The organism is Duganella sp. Root336D2, assembly GCF_001425005.1.
Taxonomy (GTDB): Bacteria; Pseudomonadota; Gammaproteobacteria; order Burkholderiales; family Burkholderiaceae_D; genus Rugamonas.
On the sequence record NZ_LMDB01000001.1, the window covers coordinates 327,244 to 352,053 of the forward strand.

Sequence of the window (24,810 nt, forward strand, 5' to 3'; positions counted from 1 at the left end):
AGGCAAAAATTCATGGCTCCTGCCACGCCTGGTAGAACGGCGTTTTCAAACGCACCGGCCGCACATCGAGCCTGGCGTCGAAGATCGAGTAATCCTTATCATCCAGTCCGGCACTGTCCCAGCCATGCGTATGCTCATCGCGCCGCAGCATGAACTCGAAGCCCAGCTCAGGGGCTGGATCGGCAACTGGTGCATCGGGTAGCTGCTCGAGGTCGAAGGCGATGCCGCGCACATGGTCGCGCGGACCATCCACCAGTTGCGACAGTGCACGCAGGATGGCGTTTTCGCCGAGGATGTCGGTATAGGCGGGGCGCATGAATTCCAGCTCCGGAGCAAAGCCTGGCTGGCGGAACTTGAGCTCACCCCTGGCCTGTTTTGCCGCCAACACCTGCCCCTGCAGTCTAGCGAGGTCATACCGATCGCCATTATCGAGATAGGAAATCCGTACATTGCGTACATTCACAGGCCCTTGTTCCTGCGTTGCCCGGCGCAAGTCCAGCAGGAGCGCGCCACTGCCGCCGACAATTTCGATTTCGCTACCGTGAATAATCGCTGCGGTGTTCTCGTCCACGCCAAGCCCCACCTTGTAGCCTTTGGCGAGCATCAGCGCCAGCATGCGCCCCACCCTGCCGCGCTTGAGGAAATGCTGGTCAATGAACAGCTGTTCGCCAACAAACCCCAGCCCCCGGTCGATCTCCTTACCGTCGCGCATCACGCCCTTCATCACCTGCACGGAATTCATCGCATCGCGGAACATCGTGCTGCTCATGATGGCGGCACCGGCACTGCTGCCGGCAATCACGCCACCGCGCGCCTGCAGTTCGCGCACAGCCTGCAGTACCGGAGATGGCTTCCCGTCCGGATTCAATACGTCGGCCGTGCGCCCCTGCTCGCCACCGGTAAAGAACACGCCTGTGGCGGCACCGATCCTGGCCACGATGGCAGGGTCGGCTGCCGCCCGGCGTGCGGACTCCAGCGTCTCGCCAGCCCAGCACGGAGCGATCTTCAGTAGTTCCGCCTGGGCACCGCGGCGCCTTAGCTGCTCCACCGCCTCCGCGCCCGACGTTTCAGGCTGCGACGATGCGCTGGGAATCACCACAAACCGCGCCGCAGGGCCGCCGGCCAGCTGCACCAGGCGCTGGCGTACCGCCTCGTTATCGTTGCGCACGGAGCCACCCATCGGCACCACCGTACCGGCGACAGGCTGGAACGCCTGCGACGGCAAAGCGTCCGCAGCATGGGCGCAGGAACCCGGAAATTGGCCGCTGGATAGCGCCGCGCATAACAGCAGTGTCGATACGGATTTCACGAACAGGCTCCTTCACTGGAATGGAATTGCCGACCATGTTGCCATTGATCCGGCATTGACTTTGTTGCAACAATCCAACACCCCCTTTGCACCGAGGTACTCATGCAAGTTCCTGCGCGCGCAAGGCGTGCAAAGTTGCATACACTGAAACAGTTCCACCGAAGCTAGTTAATAGCGTTTGAATACCTACTCACGAGGACTGATCGCATGAAAATACCTGGCAAGCACAAGGCATCGGCCTTCCGCCGCACCCATTGCACCCATGCTGTATTACTCGCCCTTGGCAGCATGAGCTTGAGCGCTTACGCGCAGACCATGCCGCGCGTGGAAATCACCGGCTCCAGCATCAAGCGCATCGAGGGTGAAACAGCTTTGCCAGTAGAAGTCATCAAGCGCGAAGACATTGAAAAGACCGGCGTGACAACTGCAGCTGAACTGCTGCAAAAAATTTCCTCGAATGTGGGCGGCCTGACCGACGGTGCCAGCGTCAGCGACGTCATGGGTGGCCAGCGCGGATTCAATGGCGCCAACCTGCGCGGCCTGGGTGTATCGAGCACCCTGGTGCTGCTGAACGGCCGCCGCATGGCCAACTTCGCCAGCCCTGGCGACAATTCCGGCGTCGACCTGAACAACATCCCAGCCGGCGCCATCCAGCGCGTGGAAGTGCTCAAGGATGGCGCTTCGGCGATTTACGGTACCGATGCCATGGGCGGCGTGATCAACTTCATCACCCGCAAGGATTACCAGGGTGGCGATGCCAGCGTGTATGCGCTGCGTACGCACGAAGGTGGCGGCGGCAAAAGATCGGCCTCGCTGTCCGGAGGCTTTGGTAATTTGAGCACTGACCGCTACAACGTGTTCGGCGCACTGGACGTGCAGAAAACCGACCGCCTGGCCAGCTCGCAACGCGAGTTCATGCAGGAATACAGCCTGCCGGACCGCCTCTCTCCGCAGCTCTCCAGCTACACATTCCCTGCCAACGTCGACCTGACTCCTGCCCAGCTGGCGACCCTGAACAATTCGAGCTACCTGAAAGGTTCCGGCCCTGGCGGCACCTGGGCGCCGTCGCCGGGCCGGCGCGTCAACTTCGGCAAGGACTCCTGCGTGAATGGCAGCCCGAACGTGGTGCGGCCACTCGGTCCTGGCGGCACCGAAGGCTGTTCCTTCAACTACATGGGCGACTCCGAAGTCTATCCGGAATCCAAAAAGCGAAGCTTTATCGGCCGTGCCACCTTCCAGATAGCTGACACCCATGAAGTGTTTGCCGAAGTCCTGCTGAGCAAAGCCGAGACCAGCTATGCCGCATCGCCCGCCACTTCGGGCAGCATCAACGGCACCGACAACGGCATCTTCCTGCCGGCCGACCTGCAAACGAAGACCGGCATCGTCACCCCGGTCAACTTCCGCTTCCGCCTGACGGACGCCGGCCGCCGCACCTCGGAAGTGACCAGCAAAGCGTCGCGCTTCGTACTGGGTGCGACCGGCAAGGTGGGCGACTGGGATTACGATACGGCGCTTAACCATAGCGTCAACAAGGCTACCGACCTCGATATGGATGGCTGGGTCTCACGCAGCAAAATGCTGGCGGGCATGGCCAGCGGCCAGTACAACCCCTTTGTTCCGGCGACGGACGGCTCGGGGCGCAAGTTCATGGACTCGATCAAGATCCACGACGCAGCGCGTATCTCCAAAGGCACCAGCGACAGCGTCGATGGCAAGGTGACCCGCCCGCTGATGGCGCTGGGCGGTGGCGATGCCATGCTGGCGGTGGGCGCCGAGCTGCGACGCGAGAAGACCGCGTTCAGCTCTACCGAAGCATTGCGCACCAACGACGTGCAGGGTGACCGCGCCAGCTCCGACGAACTGCTGGCCGATTCGTCCAACTCGCGCGACATAGCCGGCATCTATGCGGAGATCAATGCGCCGTTCAGCAAGGAATGGGAAGGCCAGTTCGCGATCCGCCATGACCGCTACAAAGGCGTACACGATCCGCTGACCAATATCACCACCCCGAAACTGACAAGCACCAATCCGAAAATCGCCGTCAGCTACCGTCCCAGCAAAGAAGTACTGGGCCGCGCTTCCTACGGCACCGGCTTCCGTGCACCGTCGATTGCCGAACTGTTCCTGCCGGTGCGTTCCGGCACCACGGCCAGCTTTGTTAAAGACCCGGTCTCGGGAGAAATTGCCCAGTTCGACCTGGACCGTTACGGCAACCCGCAGCTGAAGCCGGAAAAATCCAAACAGTTCTCTGCCGGCGTGGTACTGCAACCCAATAACAACTGGAGCGGTAGCCTCGATTACTGGATCATTCGTAAGACCGACATTATTTCGGAGATCGGTGAGCAAACCGTGTTCGACAACCCGGTCTACTACAACGATCCGAATATCGTGGTGCGCGACGAAGATGGTGTGGTGTCCTTCCTGCAGTTCAAGAAAGAAAACCGCGGCAAGCTCAACACGTCAGGCTTCGATCTTGCGCTCAACTGGCGTGGCGATGCCACGTCGCTGGGCCGCTTCAGCGCCAGCCTGGATGGCACGCTGATCACCAAGTACAAGTTCCAGTCCGATCCACTCTCGCCGATGACGAATGGCCTGGGCGTGTTCCGCGACGACAAGGCCGTGCAGCGCTGGCGCCACAAACTCAGTGTCGACTGGACCCAGGGTCCCCTCAGCCTGAGCCTGGGCAACACCTTCTTCTCCAGCTATCGCGACCAGAACATTCCGGGCCTGGCTGATCCGGGCTGGAACGACCGTGATGTGAAGGCCTATTCGCTGTGGGACCTGACCGGCAGCTATTCGTTCAACAAGAACCTCAAGCTGCGCGCCGGCGTGATTAATGTCGCCGATACCGCGCCGCCATTCACCAACCAGTCGCGCTACTTCGAAGTGACCTGGGACCCGACCTACGGTGACCCACGCGGCCGGTCGTTCTTTGCCAACCTGCAGTACAAGTTCTGATCCCCCTCAAGCGTCCGATACCGGCCTCGAGACCAAGCAACAGGCACCGAGCAAGCCAGGGTCATGCCCTGGCTTGCTCCAGATGAACCTGCCATTGACCACCTAACGAACGTTAGTTAGAGTTCCGTATTCCTTATGAGATGGAAATCAGCAAATGAATTTGGTTCGGCAAATTAACCGTGAATGGTGCGATTCAGGCATTCCCGGGATTCAGACATGTTCGACCTGGACAGGTAATGACGGCGACGGCGGCTACTTGGCCAGGTTCCAGGCGGGCGCACGCTTTCCAAAACATTCCCATCATGGGTGGGAGCAAATCTGTATTCTGGAAGGCGCTATCCGCTTCAATGACGTCGAGATGCGGGCAGGAGACGTACTTCATGTCCAGGGAAGCGACGAGCATGAGGCCTACGCATTGGAAGAAGCGCTTCTGTTCGTTGCCCACCGCGGTGGCATCGAGATTCTGGAGTGACACCCATGGCGCCTGTCAAAGCAAATCAAGCGTCACTCACCCGGGAGGCCATTCTGGGCGCGGCGATACGCCTGTTTCAGCAGTTCGGTTTCAGCACACTGGGAATGCGGCAAATCGCTGATAACCTACAGATTAAGGCACCGAGCCTTTACCATCATTTCGCATCGAAAGAAGATCTGGCCCGACAGGCAATGCAACTATATCGAGAAGAGCAGGCATCAAGGCTGAATGCGATTTCCGGATCAGGTAGCTTGACGCTTGCTGAGCACCTTCGGCAATACACCGAACTCTTCGCGCAAATGCTGGAGGACGGCAAGCGGCCTTGCATGTACCTGATGATGGTGCGCGAACCGTCGTTCCAGGAGCGTACATGCATTGAAGAGTTACAGCGGTTTGCAACGCAGAATATAGACTGGCTAGAGAAGATTCTGCACAGCGAACCGGCCAATTTGAGATTGCGGCAGGACGGCGCAGAGCGCGAACTCGCCGAGTTAATCTTTGCGTCGTTGGAGGGAATAATGGCCGTTTCGATGGTAGAAAAATCCCCTCACCTGGCTTTTCGAAGAAGAGCACACAACCTTCTGAACGTTGTGTTGGCTTCGTGACTGCTCAGCATTGATCCATTTCACACGGCCGTGGACGAAGTACCCCTGTCGTGGCCCAAATTTACCTCTGATCGCATTTTGCATGTAGAATGCGCGCCAATACGTGAAAGGTGCCCTTCTGCTTGTCGGCCGAAGGGTGAAACGGGAAGCCGGTGACGCGCGGGATTTTCATCTCGCACCATTCCGGCGCAGTCCCCGCTGCTGTAAGCCTGACGACTCTGATCAACCGCCACTGTCCAACGCACGGGAAGGCACGATCAGGGAAGAATGAAGGCAAGCCAGAAGACCGGCCAGTCACGATGATTAAGCAAAGCCCGGGGTGTGGCTCTTGCAAGATATGTTTCGCCGTTTTCCATTTATCGCTAAAGCTACCGCACTCGGTCGTTGTGCGCACTCGCGCTCGCAATGCGCGCGTGCCATGCCGTCCCAGCAGAAATCCATCCATGTCCTCATCCCGACCAGCCCGCTCCCCTTCCCTGCGCCCTATCGTTGCCGCGATCTCTGTGCTTTTCACTTCCGCTGCCTGGGCTCAGCAAACCGAGATCATGCCAACCGTAACCGTACAGGGAGCGACGGCGTATGAGGGCCTCGGACTGACGCGCCCTGGCGCTACGGCAAGCAGATTGGACCTGACCGCACAGGAACTGCCGGCCAGCGTCGACTCCCTCAGCGCCGACACGATGCAGGCGCGTGGCGACCTGCTGGTCAAGGATGCCATCACGCGTACTACCGGCCTGACAGATACGAGCTCGCCGGGTAACGGAGTCGCCTACTCTGCACGCGGCTTCAGCGGCAACAGCGCCATTGCGCTACTGGAGAATGGCCAGCGCCCGCAAGTCGGTTCCGGTACGGCCACCTATCCGTCCGACCCGTGGGGCTATGAATACATCGACGTGCTGCGCGGCCCGGGGTCCGTGGTCTATGGCAGCGGCACCACCGGCGCAACCATCAACGCCGTACGCAAAGCTCCACAGCGCGCCACCAGCTTCGAGGCCATGGCTGGTGTCGGCGGCGGCAAGACCTTGCGCGGCGGTGTCGGCGCAACTGGCGCACTCGGCGAGAAAGCGGCGTTCCGCATCGACGCCTATGCCGATCATAGCGAAGGTTTCATCGACCGCGGCCAATCCCGCCGCGGCAAGATCCTGTCCAGCCTGACCTGTTCATTGGCGCCCGGCCTCGACCTCGACTTCTCGCTCGACCACCTGGAACAAAAACCGCAGCGCTACTTTGGCACGCCCCTTGTCAATGGCCGTATCGCGCGCGAACTTCGCGACCAGAACTACAACGTCGGCGATGCCGACATCTCGTACAAGGATGACAAAGCCGTTGCCCGCTTCACCTGGCGTGTCAGCCCGGTATTGGCCATCAGTAACGAGCTCGCTTACATGAAGGTGCACCGGAACTGGCGCAATGCGGAATATTATTCCTATGATGCGCAAGCCAAGGTGGTGGAGCGAAGCGACTATATCGCCATCCGGCATGAGCAGGAACAGACCGGCAATCGACTGGAAGCACGCTGGAACGGCGGAGACAACCGCGTCGTAGCTGGCTGGGAAGCTGCTGTCATCAACTTCACCCACGCCAACAACTCGCCCTACGGCGGATCATCCACAGTAGCCCCGACTGGCTTCAATCCGGGCCTGTTTGCCAGCCCTGATCCGCTGCGGCCTGACTTCAGCACCGATACCACCACCAATGCCGTGTATGTGGAAGATGCCTACGCCATCAACCCAAGCCTTTTGATGCTTGCCGGTTTCCGCCACGACCAGTACAAGGTCGAGCGCGCCAGCCTGCGCGGTGCCGCCGGCTTTACCACCAGGCTGCATTCGAACGCAGTGCGCCTGGGCCTGACCTGGAAGCTGGCCGCCGACGCTTCCCTGTACGGGCAGGTCAGCAGCGGCAGCGACCCGGTTGGCAGTTTGCTGTCGCTGAACCTGGCCAGCAGCCGCTACAAGCTGACCAGCTCGCGCCAAGTCGAAACCGGCATCAAGCAATCCCTGGCGAACGGCAAGGCTGAATGGACTGCGGCACTGTACCGCATCAGCAAGAACGACATCATCACGCGCGATCCATCCAGTCCGGCGCTGTCGATCCAGGGCGGATCGCAATCGTCGCGTGGCGCGGAGTTTACCTCCAGCGTGACCCTATTGCCGGAATGGCGCCTGGAGGCCAATGCGGCCTACACCGATGCCCGGTTCGACCAGTTGATCGAAAGCGGCAATCGCTCGCGCGCTGGGATGCGTCCGGCCGACGTACCAAAGATCTCGTCCAACGTGTGGCTGAACTACCATGCAGACTCATGGCGCGTGGCGATCGGCGCGCGCTACGTTGGCGAACGCTATATCGACAATGGCAACACGCAGGCGCTCGCCGCGTATACCACGATGGACGCGTCGCTTGGCTGGAACGTCAACCGCAATGTGCTGCTGCAGCTGAACCTGCGCAACCTGAGCGACAAGCTTTATGCCAGCACCTCATACAGCGATAGCCAGTACCTGCTGGGCGAGCGCCGCCACGCCGAGCTGACCGTGCAGTGGCGTTACTGATCTCCCGCACCGTGGGATCGTGGAAACGCCAGCTGCACCTGCTGCACCGCTGGCTCGGCATCGCCATCGGCTTGCTCGTGCTGATGTGGTTCATCTCCGGCATCGTCATGATGTACGTGCCAAATCCTGCCCTTAACAAGCAGGAACGCATGGCGTGGCTGGCGCCATTGGATATCCAGCAGGTCAAGGCCAGCGCCTGGGATGCATGGCAATCTTCCGGCCAAGCCGGCGTTCCCTCTGCGGTAAAGATCAATACCATTGCAGGACGTCCTGCCTATCACTTCATGCGCGATGGCCGCCGGTGGTCAGCCTGGGCGGACACCGGCACCGCTCTGGAAGTCACGGAGGCTATCGCCCAGGCCTCAGCCAGAAATGCGGCGCCTGGAGCAAGCAGCCTGGCGGTGGACCGGATTGACCTGGACCAGTGGTCTTTTGGTTCCGTCAGCGGACATCGGCCGCTGTACCGGGTTCGGGCGAACGACGATGTGGGCAGTGTCCTGTATGTGTCCAGCCGCACTGGCGAGTTAGTGCGGGACGCCACGCGCAACGAGCGTGGCTGGAACTGGGTTGGCTCGGTCATGCACTGGATCTATTTCACGCCCTTGCGTACATATGCCCAGCCTTGGCGGCAAGCGGTGATGTGGACTTCCGCCGCAGCCCTCGTGCTGGTGATGGCAGGCATGGTTCTGGGCCTTCAGCGTTTGCGGCTGCGCCAGCGCTATGCCAGCGGCCGGCGTTCGCCGTATCGTGGCTGGCAGGCATGGCATCATTGGCTTGGGCTGGGTATTGGGACGCTGACACTGACCTGGCTGTTCAGCGGCTGGCTATCGGTCACCCCATTCAACTGGCTTTCTTCACCGGGCGTAACGGCCAACGACCAGTTGGCCTTCGCAGGCGGCCCGCTCAGTCGCCAGGATTTGTCGCTGGACCTGGCGCAGGCGGTCCATGCCAGCCAGGGCTTACTCGAGCTCGAGTGGCGCAGAGTCGACGGCAAACTTTTCTTCGGTGCACTCGACCGTACCGGGCAACGCTTGCTGGACCCAGACAGCGGCAGGCCAGCGGCGCCCATTGCGCAAGAGGTACTGCTGCATGCCGTGCGCGCCGCGCGGCCTGGCGTCCAGGTTCTTGCGGCTGAGCTGATCGATAGCGGTGACAGCTTTTACTACAGACATCATGGAGATCGCGACTTCCCGGTACTGCGCGTGCAGTTCCAGTTGAACGACGAGACCACATTCTATGCCGATCCCCGCAAGGGACAGCTGGTCGGACATGCCGATCGCAACAGCAAGTGGAACCGCTGGCTGTTCAATGGCCTGCACCAGCTTGATTTTGCGGCCGCCGTGCGCAAGCGACCCTTATGGGACGTCCTGGTGGCGGTGCTTTGCGTATTCGGCGCAATGTTGTGCGCCACAGGACTGTTCCTTGGGGGCCGGCGCATTAGCAAACTGCGCAACAACCGTTAAGGACTATCGCCCTGCCGTGTCATTCGTCGTCGGAGACGGGGCCGCGGCTGCGCGATGCCATCGGCGGCAGGTCGCATGGTTGGAATTTGATCGGACTGCGCAATCGCAAGGTCGCAAAAAGGCGTTGCGTCTCTTCTGTATTTCGTCCTTGCCAGCAGTAGCTCTTGTCTGGAAAACTCATGTTGTTATTGATTGCGGCCTTTCTGGCTCGCGCGCGTCCTGACAACAGTCGCTGGATCACTTGCGAAGGAACACGCTCGCTGATCAGATATGCCAACGCATATCTCCATCCACATTCGTCAGCCAACTCAAGGGCGCCGTCGACCATTTCCGTTAATCCTTCGAGTGATCGCCGATCTCCAATCATTAAATCATCTGGCATGCTGTTCTCCCTGTATTCCCGGCATTCGCCGAGGACGAGACTTGCCCGCCTGTTGGAAGAAGAAATTTAGCATGCCGCGCCGGCCGCCGGCATTGGGCTTTACTATTAACATTCGCAACCCGATGCGTTCGCCGTATACGTTGCGGAGACCCAGCTCCGGACTATTTGGAAAGCGGAGCGGCAAATCTGGCCTAAACTGAAAGAGCCCCTCAAAAGGTGAAGCCATGCAACTGATCGAACAGAGAGATATTGCGGAATTTGAATCGATCCTCCGCCAGCACCATCTGGCGCAGCAGGACTTTTCGTTGAGCGCCGTCGACACAACCGATCCAAAGACCGACGAGGTATCAGGTTTACAGGGCGAACTTACCGTGATGCGAAAGTCGACCGGCAAGTCAAAGCAATACCTCATCAGTGACAACACTTCCTGGCTTGAGCTGTTCCGTCATGACATTACAGACCGGGTCTTTGTTGGCAGGGGGAATAGTTCCAGGCTTTCCCGGTTAAACCCGCAGGCAGGCTGATCGAGCGGGCGCTGGTCGCAAAGGGGCGCCAGGTATTTTCATATCAACTTGGAGGTTCTAACATGACTACCGAAACCGGCACCGTAAAGTGGTTCAATGAAGCGAAGGGGTTTGGCTTCATCACACCAGACACTGGCGGTGCAGACCTGTTCGTGCATTTCCAGGATATCCAGGCAAAAGGATTCAAGGCTCTCAAGGAAAATCAACGCGTCTCCTTTGAGCGCGCGCCAAGTCCGAAGGGTGAGAAAGCTGCGAATGTCCGTCCTGAGTGAATACCGCTTGCAATCGAATCGCAGCGACCGCGCGATCTGATCGTGAGGGCCAGCGTGGTACGCCGGCCTCACTAAAATGCATTGGCGATGGCTGCCGACTCGTAAGCGGCGCGGAAGGTGTCATCCAATCGACCGGGCTCAATCAGCTTTGTTCCCGCTTTTGCTGAAGCCACCACATGCGTTGCATTACCCTGGTGGCGCAACACAAAGGGCCGATCATTGGCCGGCGCGCGCAGGAAGGCCAACGCTGCCAGCCGCGCATCGCTGAACTCGATACCTCGCTGTCCACTCTTGCAAATCACGGTGTACATCTCGTGCCGAACACTGTGAGACCCGATCACTTCCGTCGTAGAGCGCATCATCACCTCCAACTGGCCATGGCGATACATTAACCATCTTGCGACTGAAAACCGCTGAGACCTATTATTCCATTTCAAATTGAAATCTCAAAGTCCACTGTCGTTTTCCAGGCAAAGCGCAGGCATGCCGCCAGACAGCCATACCCCGGCCCTCAATGCAAGCCTTCGTTTCCCCGGTGATCGGGTCGCTGATCAGCCAAGTGTGCACCGTGCGTCCTGCGAGCTATCGGACTGGTGAGTACGCGTCCAATGACGTCGGCCGGGACTCCGCAGTTCCTCAAGTAGCGCACCGCCTCTTCCCTTCCAGTAAGGGCCATCAGCGCTATGCCACGCTCCACCTTTTCGGCAACTCGATTGTCGACCCGCCTTGCTTGTTCTGTACCGGCCATTGCTTTGTCCCCATGCATATATAGCCCAGTATTGCACAGCGCCGGACAATGTGCAGTCACCATAGCCGTCGGTAAGTTTATGGATTACGATTTTTCCCAACAGCAACTGTACCAACGTCTTAGAGGCTCACACCATACTTGGCGTAGATCCTGGCGATGGCCCCCGAGCGTTTCATTGTGATGATGGCTTCGTCCAATTTCGGCAGCAAGGCTTTCTTGCCGGGGTGGACGCGCATCGAGACATCAAACGAACCGAGAACGTCACCCAGGACAAACTCACGATACTTGGGCACCATGAGAACATTGTATTGGGCAACCGCTTTGTTTATCAGGATCTGGTCCATGCGCCCCGCCGAAAGCATGGCCATGAGCTGCGCCTCGCTCACGGCATCGGAGCGATGCACGGCGCCGCTGTCAAACAGCTCATGCAAGTCCGGATAGGTGTAACCCCTTACCAATCCGATGGTTCTGCCACTCAAGTCCCTCGGCGTATGCATTGGAAAATATTTGCCCGGGGCGAACACGAGTACGTCGACGACCTTACCAAACGGGACTGAAAATTCGCCCGGAACCCTTTGATTTTTTACCCAGCCGGGAAACACGCCGGGTTCAAGGTCGATACGTCCTACGTCGAACTCTTTGGCAAGGCGCGCGTAGGGGAAGTACTGGATCTGAAAGCGGTGGCCCGTGATGTTGCTTAGCTCATCCAGGATTTCCTGATAAATCCCGCTCCGCCCGTTCTCGATCATCATAGGCGGGTAATCGTAGAAGCCGACCTTGAACGTATCGCTCCGCGCGTCCGTGCCGAACGCGGCGAAAACCAGGCATGTCGCGAAAGCAAAGCGTCTCATGAATCTTCTGAGCAATGCGGAGTTGATGATGGCATTTCCGCATCAACTATTGCGCCATAGCCCTCCACAGTCAAGCTCCGCGTTACCTGTCGACGGACGAACCGCATAAATCTTGCTGCGGCATCAGGCAAGTCCAAAAGTCTTGCGCAATCCTGCGTCCACCGGCCCGGCCGGCATAAATCGCCGTAACTTGCTGAGCAAGGACGCCTGGCCGGATGGAACGCGCCGCATGCGCCATGGTCCCAGTGCCGCCTGCACAATGGTGTCCGCCACAGCATCCGGTTCCGGCGCGCCGCTGACGCTTGCTGCCACAGCTTGTGTAGCAAGGCTACGCTCACGGTCATAGTCTGCAATGCTGGACGCAGTGTGCGGCGAGTTCAGGTCCAGGTTCGTTTTCGTGAAACCCGGCTCGACCAGGGCGACTCGAATGCCGAACTGGCGCACTTCATGGTCCAGCGATTCCGACAGCCCCTCGACCGCATGTTTGGACGCCGCATAAAAGCCCATGTAAGGCGCCGGCAGGAAACCAAGCACCGAGCTGACGTTGACGATCCTGCCGCTGCGCTGCAGCCGCATCTGCGGCAGGACCGCCTGTGCCGTGCGCAGGATACCGAACAGGTTGGTATCGAACAGCGCACCCGCCTCCGTGATCGAAGTCTCTTCCACCGCGCCGACGATGGTCACCCCGGCGTTATTGACCAGGACGTCGATGCGTCCGGCGCGTGCGACGATCTGCTGAAATGCTTGCTTAACGGACGTGTCGCTGCGTACATCCATCTCCACCAACTCGACACCGGCCAATGGGCTCGCACCGGCGATATCCCGTACGGTTCCGAACACGCGGCAACCGCGCCTGGCCAATTTCTCTGCTGTGGCGCGGCCAATACCCGACGACACCCCCGTGACAACAACAACTGTAGATTCCTGTATTTCCATTTCCTTTTCAATGATGGCTAAGCCGCCCCGCAATCGGCGCGACGTTGCTGTCCGCCTCTGGCTGTTCCACGCTATCGCCGCCAGCCTGGATCTTGAACCAGATCGCATACATCGCAGGCAGGAAGACCAGCGTAAGAATGGTTCCCGCAAAGGTGCCGCCGATCAGGGTGTAAGCGAGCGTGCCCCAGAACACTGAATGGGTCAGCGGGATGAAGGCCAGCACCGCCGCCAGCGCTGTCAGGATCACCGGCCTGGCGCGCTGTACCGTTGCCTCCACCACCGCGTTGAAGGGATCGAGTCCAGCCCTCGTATTGTCATGAATCTGCCCGATCAAAATCAGCGTGTTGCGCATCAGGATGCCTGACAGCGCGATCAGGCCCACCAGCGCATTGATGCCAAATGGCTGCCCGAACACGATCAGCATCGGCACCACCCCGATCAAACCCAGGGGGCTGGTCAGGAACACCATCACCATCGCGGAAATGGAGCGCACCTGGAAGATGATGATGAGCAGGGTAATCGCCAGCATGATCGGGAACAGCGGCAGCATCGCCACGGTCGCCTTGCCCGATTCCTCGATGGAGCCGGCCTGTTCGATGCGGTAGCCACTCGGCAGCTTGTCGATCAGCGGCTGCAACTGGCGGCTGATGGCGGCAGATACGTCCGGTGGCTGCAGGCCCTCGGCGATATCGCCGCGCACCGTGATCGTCGGCAGGCGGTCGCGCCGGCGCATCACCGGCTCCTCCGCCAGCACTTCGACCTTCCCGACCTGGGATAAAGGTATGCGCTGGCCATTGGCGCCGGTCAGCGTGAAATCGGCGATCCTGGCCGGGTCGAGGCGTACCTCGCCGGCCGAGCGGGCCACCACCTGCACCGTGCGGATATCCTCGCGCACCGCGGTGATCGGCACACCGGACAGGAAGAACTGCAATTGCTGCGCCACCGCGCTTGACGTCAGGCCCATGGCCTGCAGGCGGTCTTGCTGCAAGGTGAAGTGCAAGGATGGCGTGCGGGTGCCCCAGTCGGTATTCACCGTCCGCATCATCGCACTGGCGCCCATCACCTGCTGTACATCGGCAGCGATATGGCGCAGCTTTTCCGGGTCGGCGCCGGAGACGCGATAGGCCACCGGGAACGGCGAATATGGCCCGAACACAAGCTGGGTGACGCGCACCCGTGCCTCGGGCGCCAGCCCGTCGGCTACCGCCTTGCGCAGCCGCTGTTTCAACTCCTCCCGCTGCACCTGGTTATCGGTGCGCACCACGATCTTGGCAAACGATGGATCTGGCAGTTCCGGGCCCATCGCCAGGTAGAAACGCGGCGCGCCCTGGCCGATGTAGGCCGTAACGATTTTCGCCTCGTCCTGCTTGGCAAGCCAGGCTTCCACCTTTGCGGCGGCGGCGCTGGTCGCGCCGATCGACGTGCCGTAGGGCATCTGCACTTCAACCAGCACTTCGGGACGATCCGAGATCGGGAAGAACTGCTTCTTCACCACCGCCATGCTGAATACGGCCACGACAAACAAGCCGACCACCGCGCCCGCCACCAGCCACTTGCGTGCGATCACGCGCTTCAGGAGCTGGCGGAAGCGGTTATAGCGCGGCGTGTCGTAAAGCGCCCCGTGGCCGCCGGCGACCTTCTCGACGTCGGGCAGCAGCTTGACGCCGAGGTAAGGCGTAAACACCACAGCCACTACCCATGAGGCGATCAGCGCGATGCCGACAATCCAGAACATATTGCTGGTGTACTCGCCGGCGGTAGAGCGGGCAAAGCCATTGGGCATGAAGCCTACCGCCGTCACCAGCGTGCCGGCCAGCATCGGCGCCGCCGTATGGCTCCAGGCGTAGGCCGAGGCAGCGACGCGGCTGAAGCCCTCCTCCATCTTCACCACCATCATCTCAATGGCAATGATGGCGTCGTCCACCAGCAGGCCCAGGCCGAGAATCAGCGAGCCAAGCGTGATCCGGTCGAAATTCTTGCCGGTCGCTGCCATCACGATGAACACCGTCGCCAGGGTCAGCGGCACGGCGGCTGCAACCACGATCCCGACCCGCCAACCCATGCTGGCGAAGCACACCACCATCACCACCAGCAGCGCGGCAAAGAACTTGAGCATGAATTCATCGACGGCCGAACCGATATTCACGGCCTGGTCGGTGATCTTGCTCAAGCCCATGCCCAGCGGCAGTTCGGCATTGATCGCACCTACTTCCTTGTCGAGCGCCTTGCCGAGGTCAAGGCCATTCCAGCCCTCACGCATCACAATGCCCAGCAGGAGCGCCGGCTCGCCGCCGTTGCGGATCATGAACGTTGCCGGGTCTTCGTAGCCGCGCTTGACGGTGGCGATATCGGACAGCTTCAACGTGCGGCCCTGTGCCACCACCGGCGTGTCGCGAATCTTCTGCAACTGGTCGAAGGCACCATCCAGGCGCACCAGCACCTGCGGGCCCCTGGTTTCCACCGAACCGGCCGGGGTCAGGGCATTCTGGCTTTGCAGCGCCGCGAATACATCCTGCTGGCTGACGCCAAGCGTTGCCAGCCGCTCATGCGAAAATTCAAGGTAAATGCGCTCCGCCTGCTCGCCGATGATGTTGACTTTTTTCACGCCGGGAACGCGCAGCAGGCGCTGACGCAGCGCCTCCGCGTCGCGCACCAGCGTGCGCTGCGGCTCTCCCTTCGCCTTGAGGGCGAACAGGGCAAAGGTAACGTCCGCGTATTCGTCGTTGACCAGAGGGCCGATCACGCCGGGCGGCAGGTTGCTTATCTCATCGCCGACCTTTTTGCGCGCCTGGTAAAAATCTCCCTGCACTTCAGACGGCGGCGTGCTGTCGAGCAGGGTCAAGGTCGTGAAGGCCAGGCCCGGTCGGGTATAGGTTTCACTGCGGTCGTACCAGCGCAATTCCTGCAGGCGCTTCTCGATCTTCTCGGCGACCTGGTCCTGCATTTCCTGCGCCGTGGCGCCTGGCCAGGCGGTAACGATGGTCATCACCTTGACCGTGAAGGCAGGATCTTCCGCGCGTCCCAACTTGAAGAACGCAATGACACCAGCCAGGGAGATCAGGCAAATCAGGAACAATGTGACGGAGCGCTCGCGTACGGCCAGCGCAGACATGTTGAAACGCCCCTCGCTCATGGCAGCCCCGCCACGGTTGCTGCGGCGGCCTGGCCGGCCACGCGTACCTGGTCGCCTTCATGCAGCAGGTGCGCACCAAGGGCAACGATGCGATCGCCCGGTTTAAGACCGCCGGCGACACGTGCGCTATCGTCGTCCAGGCGCTGCACGACGACCGGCCGCCAGGAGACCTTGGCTGGTTCTCCAGCCAGCAGCCAAACACCCGGCCCCTTACCTGCATCGAACAACGCGCCAATGGGCACCCGCAGGCCGCCCCGCCCCTGCGCGTTCGCTAGCGGGACCTGGAGGGTGACTGTGGAGCCGAGCGGCGCATTCGATAGCTCGCCCTCGAGCACATAGCGGGCCTCGTACGTGCGCGTCAGCCGGTCGGCGGCATCGGAAAGCTGCCGCAGCCGGGCCGGCACTGCCAGTTCCTCCTTGCCGAACAGCCTCGCCTGGGCGGTGGCGCCCACGGCCGGGCGCAGGGTTTCCGGCAACTGGATGACGGCTTCGCGCCGGCCGGCGTGCGCTACCCGCACAACGGCCTGCCCTGCATTGACGACCTGGCCGGGCTCGGCCAGCGTGTCGACAACCACGCCGTCGGCATCGGCCACCAGCTCCGCATAACGGCTCGCGTTGCGCGCTAATTCCGCCTGCGATTCCGCCGCGCTGAGCTGCGCTTTGGCCGCATCTGCCGCAGCCTTGGCCTGGTCGTAGGCTGATGCCGATATGGCGCCCGTGCCGCGCAAGCCACGGTAGCGGGTTTCATCGTCGGCCGTTTGCTGGGCCCGGGCACGTGCTGCGGCAACGACTTCCAGCTGGGCGTTGACTGCCAGCTTCAGGTCGGAGGGATCGATACGCATCAGCGCCTGGCCGCGCTTGACGGCTTGGCCGGTATCCACCAGCCGCTCCGTCACCTTGCCGGCGACACGAAAACCCAGGTCGCTTTGCACGCGGGCAGCGACAGTCCCGGTGAATGCGCGGGCATCGGCGACATCGCTCTCGACCCCGACCGCCCTCACCAGCGGAGCAGCAGTACGTGGATCGGCGGGCGGTTTTTCGCCGCAAGCGGCTAGCGCAAGGGGCAGGACGGTAACGACAGACGAGAAAATGAGGTTGCGGCGGCGCATAGGAATCCCGAAAAGGAAGCAAACAGGATTCCATTTTGAGACTAGTGACCACTTAAGTCAATAGTCACTTGCACATTTCTGCCGTATCGGCTCGTTCAGGGCGACAAACTCCGGAGCACCAGGCTCGACAATTGGAGCGGCGCCTCCTGCGCGGAGTCCAGGCCGTATTGCAACAGGACCGGGTTCAGGTACGGCCGCATCACCAGGTAAATCGCCGTCACCGCCTCGTCGAGAGGCGTCTTTCGTTCGAAATCTTCCGTCTCGCGGCCTTGCCGCAGGATGTCCTGCAAGATGGACTGGATGCGCTGCTCATACATGCTGGTGGATTCCCAATTTCCCGTGGCTGCCGCTGCTGCTATATCGTAAAGTTTGCGATTTTCAAAAAACAGGCGCAGGCTCGATTCGACAACCGCCTTGAACATACGGCGCAGCTTCTCAGGCGGCTTCTCGACCGCGTCGATGGCCGCCCTGACATCCGACTCGATTTCAGCCAGGCAGTTCGCACAAATCTGTTCGCCAATCGCCTGCTTGGACTCAAAGAATTTGTAGATATAGGCCTTGGAGAAACCGATCGACTTGGCCAGGTCGGAGACCGTGGTCTTTTCATAGCCATACAAACGGAAATGCTCGCTCGCCGCGGCGACGATCTGGTCACGCACCTCATGGTCGACAGGACCACGAGATGGGCTGGGGGTAACGGTTGCCTTATTCATGACCGACAGCTTACCGCCTGACTCCATTTTGCACAACCAGTGACCATTTCATGATACAGTCACCTCAAAATCATCTTCCCAGAAAGTCAGCCATGTTCAAAACCAGCCTTTCCATCAGCCTCATTGCCGGCCTCGCAGCGGGTTGCGCGGTCGGCCCCGATTACGCTCGCCCCGACGCACCCTTGCCCCAACACTATTTCAGCAAGGAGGCCATCGAACAGCGGGGCAGCGCGGCGACAGTGCCATCCAGCGCCTGGTGGGAAGGCTTTGACGACCCAAACCTGAATCGCCTGGTTGCCCTGGCACTGCGCCAGAACCTTGACATCGGCCAGGCCGCGGCCCGTATCACCCAGGCCAAGGCCGGACTGGCATCGGCCAACGCGGCTCTCCTGCCCTCCGCCAGCGTCAGCGCCCAGGGCACGCGCGCCCACCAATCGCTGGAAACACCTTTGGGACAGGTTCTGAGTTCGACGCCAGGCTACGACCGCAATGGCAGCGCCTATGATGTCAGTCTCGGAGCGTCTTGGGAACTGGACTTGTTTGGCGGCGTGCGCCGCGACCGCGAGGCAGCGCTTGCCGAATACCAGGCGTCCCAGGCTGGCGCGGCGGCCGTGCAGTTGGCCGTAGCGGCCCAGACTGCGGACCTTTACATGACTATCCGGGGCCTGCAAATCCGCCTTGACGTCGCGGGCAGGCAAATTCAGACGCAGCAGGAGTTGCTGGCCAAGATAAGGCAGCTTTACGACCAGGGCCTGGCAGCCGAACTGCAGATGCGGCAAACCGAGGGTGCGCTGGCGCAGGTACGGGCTACGGTGCCAGTGCTGCAAGCGGCTTTGGATGCGGCCATGAATGCAATGGACGTCATGCTCGGCAGCGCTCCAGGAACGCACCGGCAGGAACTGGCCGAGGCACGCGGCGTACTTCCGGCCATACCGCAGGTCGCCGCGACCGGGTCGCCGCGCGACCTGCTTCGGCGCCGGCCCGACCTGGTCGTTGCCGAACGTCGACTTGCGGCATCAAATGCCCGCATTGGCGCGGCAACCGCTGAATATTATCCGAAGCTGTCCCTGAGCGGAATGCTTGGCAGCGCCACGGCCATCTCGGCAGGCAAGCTGTTCTCCGGCAGCGCAAACCAGGCTGCCGGGATACTGGGCTTGCGCTGGCGGCTATTCGACTTCGCCCGCATCAATGCCCAAATCGAAGTGGCCAAAGGCCGCGAGGCCGAAGCGCTGGCAGCCTACCGCTTATCAGCACTGCATGCCATGGAGGACGTGGAGAATGCCTTCTCCACCCTGGTCAACCGTGAACAGCAAGCCAGCATCCTGGCCGACGGCGTGAATTCGCTTGGCCGCGCACGCGCGGCCTCGCTTGCCGCCTACCAACAGGGCGTTGCCAGCCTGGTCGAAGTGCTGCAGGCGGACGAAAACCTGCTGCGTGCCACCGACACGCAGGCGCAGGCGCAAACCGAGTCGGCCCGCGCCGCTGTCGCCGCCTTCAAAGCGCTGGGCGGCTGACATCGCGTTGCACTGTGATGCCGGCGCCATGCCGTAATGGTTTTGCAGTCCTGGCGCCCTCATGGCCGAAGAACGACTTTACGGCAGGCGTCGCGCTTCTCATCGAACATCCGGTATCCCTCGCTGGCCTCGAGAAGCGGCAATCTGTGCGAAATGATGACATCCGGGCTGAGCTTTCCCTGTTCAATGAACGTCAACAGCTCGGGCATGTGGCGCTGGACGTGGGTTTGGCCAGTTTTGAATCCAATGCCCTTTTCGAACACGTCTCCAAACAGAAAGCCGTGAATGAATCCGGAGTAGACGCCCGGCACGCTAACGGTTCCGCCTCGCCGCACCGCGGCGATGCACTGGCGCAGGGCTTTTCCGCTACTCCCTTCGAGCTTGAGCGCCGCCAGCGTTGTTTCGAGCGCACTACCTTTCGCCTCGAATCCCACGGCGTCGACCACGGCGTCAACGCCGCGGCGGCTCGTGTGTTCGATGATGTATTCCGCTGCGTCCACCTGATCGAAATTGACGGGAATGATGTTGTAGGTCGTGCGTGCGAACTCCAGCCGGTAAGGATGGTGATCCACCATGAAGATCGTTTCCACGCCCAGCATGCGGGCGCACGCCGCGGCCATCTGTCCGACCGGCCCGGCGCCAAAGATCGCCAGCGATGACCCGGCGCCAACCCCGGCGTTCAACACCGCCTGGTAGCCGGTTGGCAGGATGTCACTCAGGAACAGGACTTTTTCGTCCTCCAGCGTATCCGGAATTCTGATCGGGCCGACATTGGCTTTGGGCACCCGCACATATTCCGCCTGCCCTCCCGGCACACCGCCATACAGGTGACTGAAACCGAACAATGCCGCCCCTGGACGGAGCGACTTCTTGTTCATGATGGCGCCACGGTCCGGATTGGTGGTTTCACACGCCGAATAGAGGTGCATGTCGCAGAAGAAGCAGCTCCCGCAGGCGATCACGAAAGGCACCACCACCCGGTCCCCCTTTTGCAACCGCGTGACATCCGGTCCGGCATCCACCACGGTACCCATGAATTCATGGCCCATGATGTCACCCTCCTTCATTCCCGGTACTTTGCCCCGGTAGAGGTGCAAGTCCGAGCCGCAGATCGCGGTGGCGCTTACTTGAAGGATGACGTCATCAGGCTCCTGGATGACAGGATCCGGGACGGTGTCGACTTTTACATCATGGGCTCCATGATAGACCAGCGCTCGCATATGAACCTCCTTCAATTAGCTGCCAAAGCGCGATTCGGGCAAACCAACGGTATCCGCCACGCGCACCGAGAACACGCCACCGGCATCGCGCTCATGCACCAATAGATCCACGAGCGCAGTGGTGACGTACAACTGGTCCAGCCCTGGGCCGCCAAACGCCGGGCACGTTGGCTGGCTGACCGGCACAGCGATGGCGCGGTCGACAATTCCGTCCGACCGATAGCGCACGATGCGGCCGGCGCCCCACTCCGCATTCCAGACGCAGCCATCGGCGTCCACGGTTGAACCATCGGGCTCACCGCAGCCGGGGGGCAGGCAGGCGAATTCCCGCTCACCTGAAAGCTCATCGCCGTAGTCGCAGCAGCAGATGACCCCGGCCAGCGAGTCGCAGAAATACATAAGCCGGCCGTCCGGGCTAAAGCAGATGCTGTTCGCAATGGCCACCGGTTTCAAGGGAAGGCATTCGAGCCGCAAATCGTGCCCAAGCCGGTAGAAACGGCCGATCGGCGCCCGTCCCAACGCTTCGTTCATGGTGCCGAATACAAACCGGCCCTGCCTGTCGCAGCGGCCGTCATTGAGCCTGACCTCGGGACTGCCGCCATCCACTTCCACGATGGTCAGGATGGCCGCATCAGGCAGGTTGAACCAGGCCAGCCGCCTTTCCAGGCCAAGCAATATACGGTCATCGTTGTGCGTCAGGGCAAACGAGGCAAGGCGTTCAGGCATCACCCATGTCTGGACAGCTCCGCTGGACGGCGTGAAGCAGCATAAGACGCGTCCCAAAATGTCGGTCCACCATAGCCGCTGCGTCCGGTCGCACCAGAGCGCGCACTCACCCAGCGCGTTTTGCGCGTCAACCACCAGTTCCATGATTTCCTCCTGCATCCACGACGTATAGCGTCGACATTGCACAAGGTTCGCCTGGACGGCACACCATGCCTGGAAATGACGGCTGGTTGGGCGCGTCCGGGAACTCCTGCGGCTCCAGGCAAAGACCCGCATGCGGTCCGAATCTCCTGCCTTGGCCACCCGCTGAGGCATCGAGGTACTGTCCGCTATAGAACTGCAAGCCCGGACAATCGGTATAGATCCGCAGCCGGCGCCCCGACGCCGGGTCGCGCAGCCAGGCCTGCGGGCCGGGAATTGCCCCAAGAACGAAATTGTGGTCATAGCCGCGCGCGAGCATCAGTTGGCGGTCGTCGGTGCCAAGGCTGCTTCCGATGCAGCGCGCAAGCCGGAAGTCGAATGGGCCGCCAGTCACAGGCTCCGCACGTCCGACGGGAATCAGGTCGTCACGCACCGGCAAATACAGGTCGGCATCGATCCAGAGCAGGTGCGACAGCACATCGCCCCGGCCGGCAACGTTGAAGTAGCTGTGCTGGCTGATGCTGACCGGCGTCGCCTGGTCCGATGCCGCCTGGTAGGTACAACGCAAGGCACCCGAGGCCAGCAGCTCGTAGGTAACCATCACCAGCAGATTGCCCGGATAGCCCTCTTCCCCGGCAGGACTCAGCCGATACATGATGAGCCGTGCCAGTTCGTTTTCGACATGGAAGCCTGTTTGCCACATCTGCTTGTGAAAGCCGGCAGCACCTCCATGCAGGTGGTGCATGCCCTCATTTCGGCCCAACTGATGCACTTTGCCATCCAGGGCGAAACGTCCGCCAGCGATGCGATTGGCAAATCGTCCGACCAGTGCGCCCATATAGCTTGCGTCGGTTTCATATTCCCGCACTGTGTCAAAGCCCAATACCAGATCGACCGGTTCTTCCGAAGATACGGCCAGTGTCCAGCGCCGGATGATGCAGCCATAGTCGAGCACCCGGAGCAGCATCCCTGTGCCGTTATCCAGGGTGAATTCGGTGACAGGCCGGCCATCGGCCAATTCGCCGAATCGAGACTGGGAGACGGATGGCTTCATCCTTCCCTCCAGGCGGCCAACTGCTCCACCCGCCAGTGCCTTTCTTCGATGTTCATGGTGCGATCGCCTCCGCGAATCGTGCCAGGGCAGCGCAATAGGCCTGGTCTGGATCAATCAGCCGCGTGGAGTAGCCCAGCGCGTGGGCAACCTGGAGATATGGGGCATTCAGCCCGGCCGATGCGATCAGGCGCAGTAGCGGCAATTCATCCCTGTCGCATGCGGCGCGTGCCGCGAACTCGGCCCCGATCAGCAGGCCACTGACGTAGGATGCGGTGCCGGAAGCGTCAGCATCGCCGGACACCACGCGAGCCCGCGCTTCAAACAGCGTGTGCGACAGCGTCTCGCCATCCTGCGCACGGTCGGCCCCTTTGCATAGCGCGGCCTGGTCATCGCTACCGCCCATCAAGGGCGCCAGCGTTCCCCCGCTGCGCATGGCCGCGTACAATTCACCCGTGATGTAAGTCGACAATCGCCTGATGACGCCTTCGCGGAGTTCGACCCATTTGCTATGGGTGCCTGGCAGGACATACCAGCCGTCGCCGTGCTGAAGGGCCAAGGCACCCAGTAGCTGGGTCTCTTCGCCCCGCATCACATCAACGGAACCATCCCCGCGGTGGCAATAACCGGGGACGATGAAGCAGCCCGGCGCTGTGTTTACCGGCACCAGCGTCTCAGGCAGGCGGTTCAGCGCGACGCTACTGTCCAAATAGGCTACCTCCTGCCAGCCCAGGGCGCTGCCCGCCATACCGGACAACACGACCGGAACTTGCGCGTCGATGCCGAGATGATGGCGCAGCGCCTGGAGCGACTCAGGAAAATGCCCCTGCACGGCGAGCGCACCCTGGGCGTCCTCATGCCTATGCAAACAGTGTCCGCCGGCGCCGACGACATAAGCGCGACGGTTGCTGCTACCCCAATCGATACCCAACAGGCAGGCTGGCGCTACCATTCCGCCACGCTGCCATCGGGGTGGCGCCACAGCGGATTGCGCCAATCCCGCGCGCTGCGGCTGGCCTCAATGACCCGCTCTTGGTTGATATCGACGCCCAAACCCGGCAATGGCAGCGGCTTGATGTAGCCGCCATCCATGCGGAAGTCGTCGGCGTTGTGTACATAGTCCAGCAACTCCGCGCCCCGGTTGTAATGGATACCCATGCTCTGCTCCTGCAGTACGGCGTTGTAGGAAACGAAGTCGACCTGCAAACAGGCGGCCAGTGCCACGGGGCCGAGCGGGCAGTGCGGTGCCAGCGCCACGTCGTAGGCCTCGGCCATGGCCGCAATGCGCAGGCACTCGCTGATGCCGCCGGCGTGCGACAGGTCGGGCTGCAGGACAGCGAGCCCGCCCTGCTCCAGTACATGCTTGAACTCGAACCGTGAATACATGCGCTCACCTGCTGCCAGGGGGATGCTGGTCATATCCGACAGCCGGCGGTAATACTCGGCCTGTTCCGCCAGCACGGGCTCTTCGACGAACAAAGGCCGATATGGTTCCAGGGCCCGCAACAGCGGCTTCGCCATTGGCCATGCAACACGGCCGTGGAAGTCGATGCCGAACTCGATGTCGTATCCGAACACCGAGCGGATGCCCGCGATGCGTTCGACGGCGGCGTCTACCGCCTTCGCACTATCGAGCATTGCCAGTTCTTCAGTTCCATTCATTTTGAACGTATTCAGGCCTAGCGCCTGCAGGGTCCGGATCCCGGCGACGACCTCCGCCGGCCGGTCACCGCCGACCCAGCTGTAAATCTTCATCCGCTCACGCACCAGCCCACCCAGCAACTGGTACACCGGAACTCCCAGCGCCTTGCCCTTGATATCCCATAACGCCTGGTCGATGCCGGCAATGGCGCTCATGAATACCGCACCGCCGCGATAGAATCCGCCGCGGTACAGCACCTGCCAGATGTCGTTAATGCGTGCCGGGTCGCGCCCGACCAGCAATTCGCCCAGCTCTTGCACAGCGGTCTCAACGGTGCGAGCACGGCCCTCTATCACCGGCTCGCCCCAGCCGACAATGCCCTCGTCCGTGTCGATCCTGAGGAACATCCAGCGCGGCGGCACCCGGTAAGTGCTCAGTCGTGTGATCTTCATGTCCACCTCGCATCAACGATGAATCCCTGACCGCTACACA

At 61.2% G+C, this 24,810-nt stretch carries 21 protein-coding genes and 1 riboswitch; of the genes, 8 read left to right on the forward strand and 13 right to left on the reverse strand.

The features are described 5' to 3' along the window. Positions 1 to 10 precede the first annotated feature (10 nt). Entirely contained in the window at positions 11 to 1,309 is a 1,299-nt protein-coding gene (locus ASD07_RS01245) for a cyanophycinase (RefSeq protein WP_055923975.1), read from the reverse strand. Positions 1,310 to 1,516: 207 nt separating this feature from the next. On the opposite strand from ASD07_RS01245, the gene ASD07_RS01250 reads away from it, so the two are divergent. From ASD07_RS01250 to ASD07_RS01270, 5 genes are all read left to right on the forward strand, one after another. After that, positions 1,517 to 4,270: a TonB-dependent receptor gene (locus tag ASD07_RS01250; protein ID WP_055923978.1), complete on the forward strand. Its 2,754-nt coding sequence runs from the start codon at positions 1,517 to 1,519 to the stop codon at positions 4,268 to 4,270. 154 nt (positions 4,271 to 4,424) lie between these two features. Continuing rightward, complete coding sequence (locus ASD07_RS01255; RefSeq protein ID WP_055923981.1) at positions 4,425 to 4,742, forward strand: cupin domain-containing protein; 318 nt, start codon at positions 4,425 to 4,427, stop codon at positions 4,740 to 4,742. Between the two features lie 5 nt (positions 4,743 to 4,747). Then, complete coding sequence (locus ASD07_RS01260) at positions 4,748 to 5,347, forward strand: TetR/AcrR family transcriptional regulator (RefSeq protein WP_055923984.1); 600 nt, start codon at positions 4,748 to 4,750, stop codon at positions 5,345 to 5,347. Positions 5,348 to 5,438: 91 nt separating this feature from the next. Further along, a riboswitch (cobalamin riboswitch) is annotated at positions 5,439 to 5,657 on the forward strand. A 235-nt stretch (positions 5,658 to 5,892) separates the two neighbouring features. Further along, a complete protein-coding gene (locus tag ASD07_RS01265; RefSeq protein WP_162246522.1) occupies positions 5,893 to 7,893 on the forward strand; it encodes a TonB-dependent siderophore receptor in 2,001 nt (666 codons plus the stop codon). Further along, positions 7,881 to 9,356, forward strand: coding sequence for a PepSY domain-containing protein (locus ASD07_RS01270; RefSeq protein ID WP_156397806.1), 1,476 nt, complete (start codon positions 7,881 to 7,883; stop codon positions 9,354 to 9,356). The genes ASD07_RS01265 and ASD07_RS01270 overlap by 13 nt, the downstream gene beginning before the upstream one ends. 19 nt (positions 9,357 to 9,375) lie before the next feature. Here ASD07_RS01270 and ASD07_RS30595 read toward each other — a convergent pair whose 3' ends face one another. Further along, complete coding sequence (locus ASD07_RS30595) at positions 9,376 to 9,738, reverse strand: hypothetical protein (protein WP_156397807.1); 363 nt, start codon at positions 9,736 to 9,738, stop codon at positions 9,376 to 9,378. Positions 9,739 to 9,962: 224 nt separating this feature from the next. On the opposite strand from ASD07_RS30595, the gene ASD07_RS01275 reads away from it, so the two are divergent. Continuing rightward, complete coding sequence (locus ASD07_RS01275; protein ID WP_055923994.1) at positions 9,963 to 10,262, forward strand: hypothetical protein; 300 nt, start codon at positions 9,963 to 9,965, stop codon at positions 10,260 to 10,262. 62 nt (positions 10,263 to 10,324) lie between these two features. Further along, positions 10,325 to 10,534 (forward strand): cold-shock protein, encoded by a 210-nt coding sequence (locus tag ASD07_RS01280; RefSeq protein ID WP_055923996.1) that lies wholly within the window; start codon positions 10,325 to 10,327, stop codon positions 10,532 to 10,534. 71 nt (positions 10,535 to 10,605) lie between these two features. Here ASD07_RS01280 and ASD07_RS01285 read toward each other — a convergent pair whose 3' ends face one another. The 6 genes from ASD07_RS01285 to ASD07_RS01310 all read right to left on the reverse strand — a co-directional run bounded on the left by ASD07_RS01285 (position 10,606) and on the right by ASD07_RS01310 (position 18,024). After that, positions 10,606 to 10,896, reverse strand: coding sequence for a hypothetical protein (locus ASD07_RS01285; protein ID WP_156397808.1), 291 nt, complete (start codon positions 10,894 to 10,896; stop codon positions 10,606 to 10,608). 505 nt (positions 10,897 to 11,401) lie between these two features. Further along, a complete protein-coding gene (locus ASD07_RS01290; RefSeq protein WP_055924002.1) occupies positions 11,402 to 12,133 on the reverse strand; it encodes an ABC transporter substrate-binding protein in 732 nt (243 codons plus the stop codon). Positions 12,134 to 12,256: 123 nt separating this feature from the next. Then, positions 12,257 to 13,063, reverse strand: a complete 807-nt coding sequence (locus tag ASD07_RS01295) for an oxidoreductase (protein WP_156397836.1) — start codon at positions 13,061 to 13,063, stop codon at positions 12,257 to 12,259. A gap of 13 nt (positions 13,064 to 13,076) precedes the next feature. Further along, a complete protein-coding gene (locus ASD07_RS01300) occupies positions 13,077 to 16,202 on the reverse strand; it encodes an efflux RND transporter permease subunit (protein WP_055924010.1) in 3,126 nt (1,041 codons plus the stop codon). Next, a complete protein-coding gene (locus ASD07_RS01305) occupies positions 16,199 to 17,311 on the reverse strand; it encodes an efflux RND transporter periplasmic adaptor subunit (protein WP_055924013.1) in 1,113 nt (370 codons plus the stop codon). Before ASD07_RS01305 ends, ASD07_RS01300 begins: the two co-directional genes overlap by 4 nt. A 95-nt stretch (positions 17,312 to 17,406) precedes the next feature. Then, complete coding sequence (locus ASD07_RS01310; RefSeq protein ID WP_055925217.1) at positions 17,407 to 18,024, reverse strand: TetR/AcrR family transcriptional regulator; 618 nt, start codon at positions 18,022 to 18,024, stop codon at positions 17,407 to 17,409. A gap of 92 nt (positions 18,025 to 18,116) precedes the next feature. Between ASD07_RS01310 and ASD07_RS01315 the strand changes: the two genes are divergently transcribed. Beyond that, positions 18,117 to 19,538 (forward strand): efflux transporter outer membrane subunit, encoded by a 1,422-nt coding sequence (locus ASD07_RS01315; RefSeq protein WP_055924016.1) that lies wholly within the window; start codon positions 18,117 to 18,119, stop codon positions 19,536 to 19,538. Between the two features lie 59 nt (positions 19,539 to 19,597). On the opposite strand, the gene ASD07_RS01320 is transcribed toward ASD07_RS01315, so the two are convergent. Genes ASD07_RS01320 through dgoD form a run of 5 tightly spaced genes read right to left on the reverse strand, consistent with a single transcriptional unit; the run spans position 19,598 to position 24,770 of the window. Beyond that, positions 19,598 to 20,758, reverse strand: coding sequence for a zinc-dependent alcohol dehydrogenase (locus ASD07_RS01320; protein ID WP_055924020.1), 1,161 nt, complete (start codon positions 20,756 to 20,758; stop codon positions 19,598 to 19,600). Between the two features lie 15 nt (positions 20,759 to 20,773). Then, on the reverse strand, positions 20,774 to 21,628 hold the full coding sequence (locus ASD07_RS01325; RefSeq protein WP_229207017.1) for an SMP-30/gluconolactonase/LRE family protein: 855 nt from the start codon (positions 21,626 to 21,628) through the stop codon (positions 20,774 to 20,776). Beyond that, positions 21,612 to 22,679, reverse strand: coding sequence for an aldose epimerase family protein (locus ASD07_RS01330; RefSeq protein ID WP_055924027.1), 1,068 nt, complete (start codon positions 22,677 to 22,679; stop codon positions 21,612 to 21,614). The genes ASD07_RS01325 and ASD07_RS01330 overlap by 17 nt, the downstream gene beginning before the upstream one ends. 52 nt (positions 22,680 to 22,731) lie before the next feature. Beyond that, on the reverse strand, positions 22,732 to 23,628 hold the full coding sequence (locus tag ASD07_RS01335; RefSeq protein ID WP_055924031.1) for a 2-dehydro-3-deoxygalactonokinase: 897 nt from the start codon (positions 23,626 to 23,628) through the stop codon (positions 22,732 to 22,734). Next, complete coding sequence (gene dgoD, locus ASD07_RS01340; protein ID WP_055924034.1) at positions 23,622 to 24,770, reverse strand: galactonate dehydratase; 1,149 nt, start codon at positions 24,768 to 24,770, stop codon at positions 23,622 to 23,624. The genes ASD07_RS01335 and dgoD overlap by 7 nt, the downstream gene beginning before the upstream one ends. Positions 24,771 to 24,810 lie beyond the last annotated feature (40 nt).

Bases quoted from the DNA above. Each gene is read 5' to 3' on its own strand.
- ASD07_RS01320 (WP_055924020.1), bottom strand. From the start codon at position 20,758: ATGCGAGCGCTGGTCTATCATGGAGCCCATGATGTAAAAGTCGACACC.
- ASD07_RS01275 (WP_055923994.1), top strand. From the start codon at position 9,963: ATGCAACTGATCGAACAGAGAGATATTGCGGAATTTGAATCGATCCTC.
- dgoD (WP_055924034.1), bottom strand. From the start codon at position 24,770: ATGAAGATCACACGACTGAGCACTTACCGGGTGCCGCCGCGCTGGATG.
- ASD07_RS01325 (WP_229207017.1), bottom strand. From the start codon at position 21,628: ATGGAACTGGTGGTTGACGCGCAAAACGCGCTGGGTGAGTGCGCGCTC.
- ASD07_RS01290 (WP_055924002.1), bottom strand. From the start codon at position 12,133: ATGAGACGCTTTGCTTTCGCGACATGCCTGGTTTTCGCCGCGTTCGGC.
- ASD07_RS01305 (WP_055924013.1), bottom strand. From the start codon at position 17,311: ATGCGCCGCCGCAACCTCATTTTCTCGTCTGTCGTTACCGTCCTGCCC.
- ASD07_RS01255 (WP_055923981.1), top strand. From the start codon at position 4,425: ATGAATTTGGTTCGGCAAATTAACCGTGAATGGTGCGATTCAGGCATT.
- ASD07_RS01335 (WP_055924031.1), bottom strand. From the start codon at position 23,628: ATGGTAGCGCCAGCCTGCCTGTTGGGTATCGATTGGGGTAGCAGCAAC.
- ASD07_RS01285 (WP_156397808.1), bottom strand. From the start codon at position 10,896: ATGATGCGCTCTACGACGGAAGTGATCGGGTCTCACAGTGTTCGGCAC.
- ASD07_RS01300 (WP_055924010.1), bottom strand. From the start codon at position 16,202: ATGAGCGAGGGGCGTTTCAACATGTCTGCGCTGGCCGTACGCGAGCGC.
- ASD07_RS01280 (WP_055923996.1), top strand. From the start codon at position 10,325: ATGACTACCGAAACCGGCACCGTAAAGTGGTTCAATGAAGCGAAGGGG.
- ASD07_RS30595 (WP_156397807.1), bottom strand. From the start codon at position 9,738: ATGCCAGATGATTTAATGATTGGAGATCGGCGATCACTCGAAGGATTA.
- ASD07_RS01260 (WP_055923984.1), top strand. From the start codon at position 4,748: ATGGCGCCTGTCAAAGCAAATCAAGCGTCACTCACCCGGGAGGCCATT.
- ASD07_RS01310 (WP_055925217.1), bottom strand. From the start codon at position 18,024: ATGAATAAGGCAACCGTTACCCCCAGCCCATCTCGTGGTCCTGTCGAC.
- ASD07_RS01265 (WP_162246522.1), top strand. From the start codon at position 5,893: ATGCCAACCGTAACCGTACAGGGAGCGACGGCGTATGAGGGCCTCGGA.
- ASD07_RS01315 (WP_055924016.1), top strand. From the start codon at position 18,117: ATGTTCAAAACCAGCCTTTCCATCAGCCTCATTGCCGGCCTCGCAGCG.
- ASD07_RS01330 (WP_055924027.1), bottom strand. From the start codon at position 22,679: ATGAAGCCATCCGTCTCCCAGTCTCGATTCGGCGAATTGGCCGATGGC.
- ASD07_RS01250 (WP_055923978.1), top strand. From the start codon at position 1,517: ATGAAAATACCTGGCAAGCACAAGGCATCGGCCTTCCGCCGCACCCAT.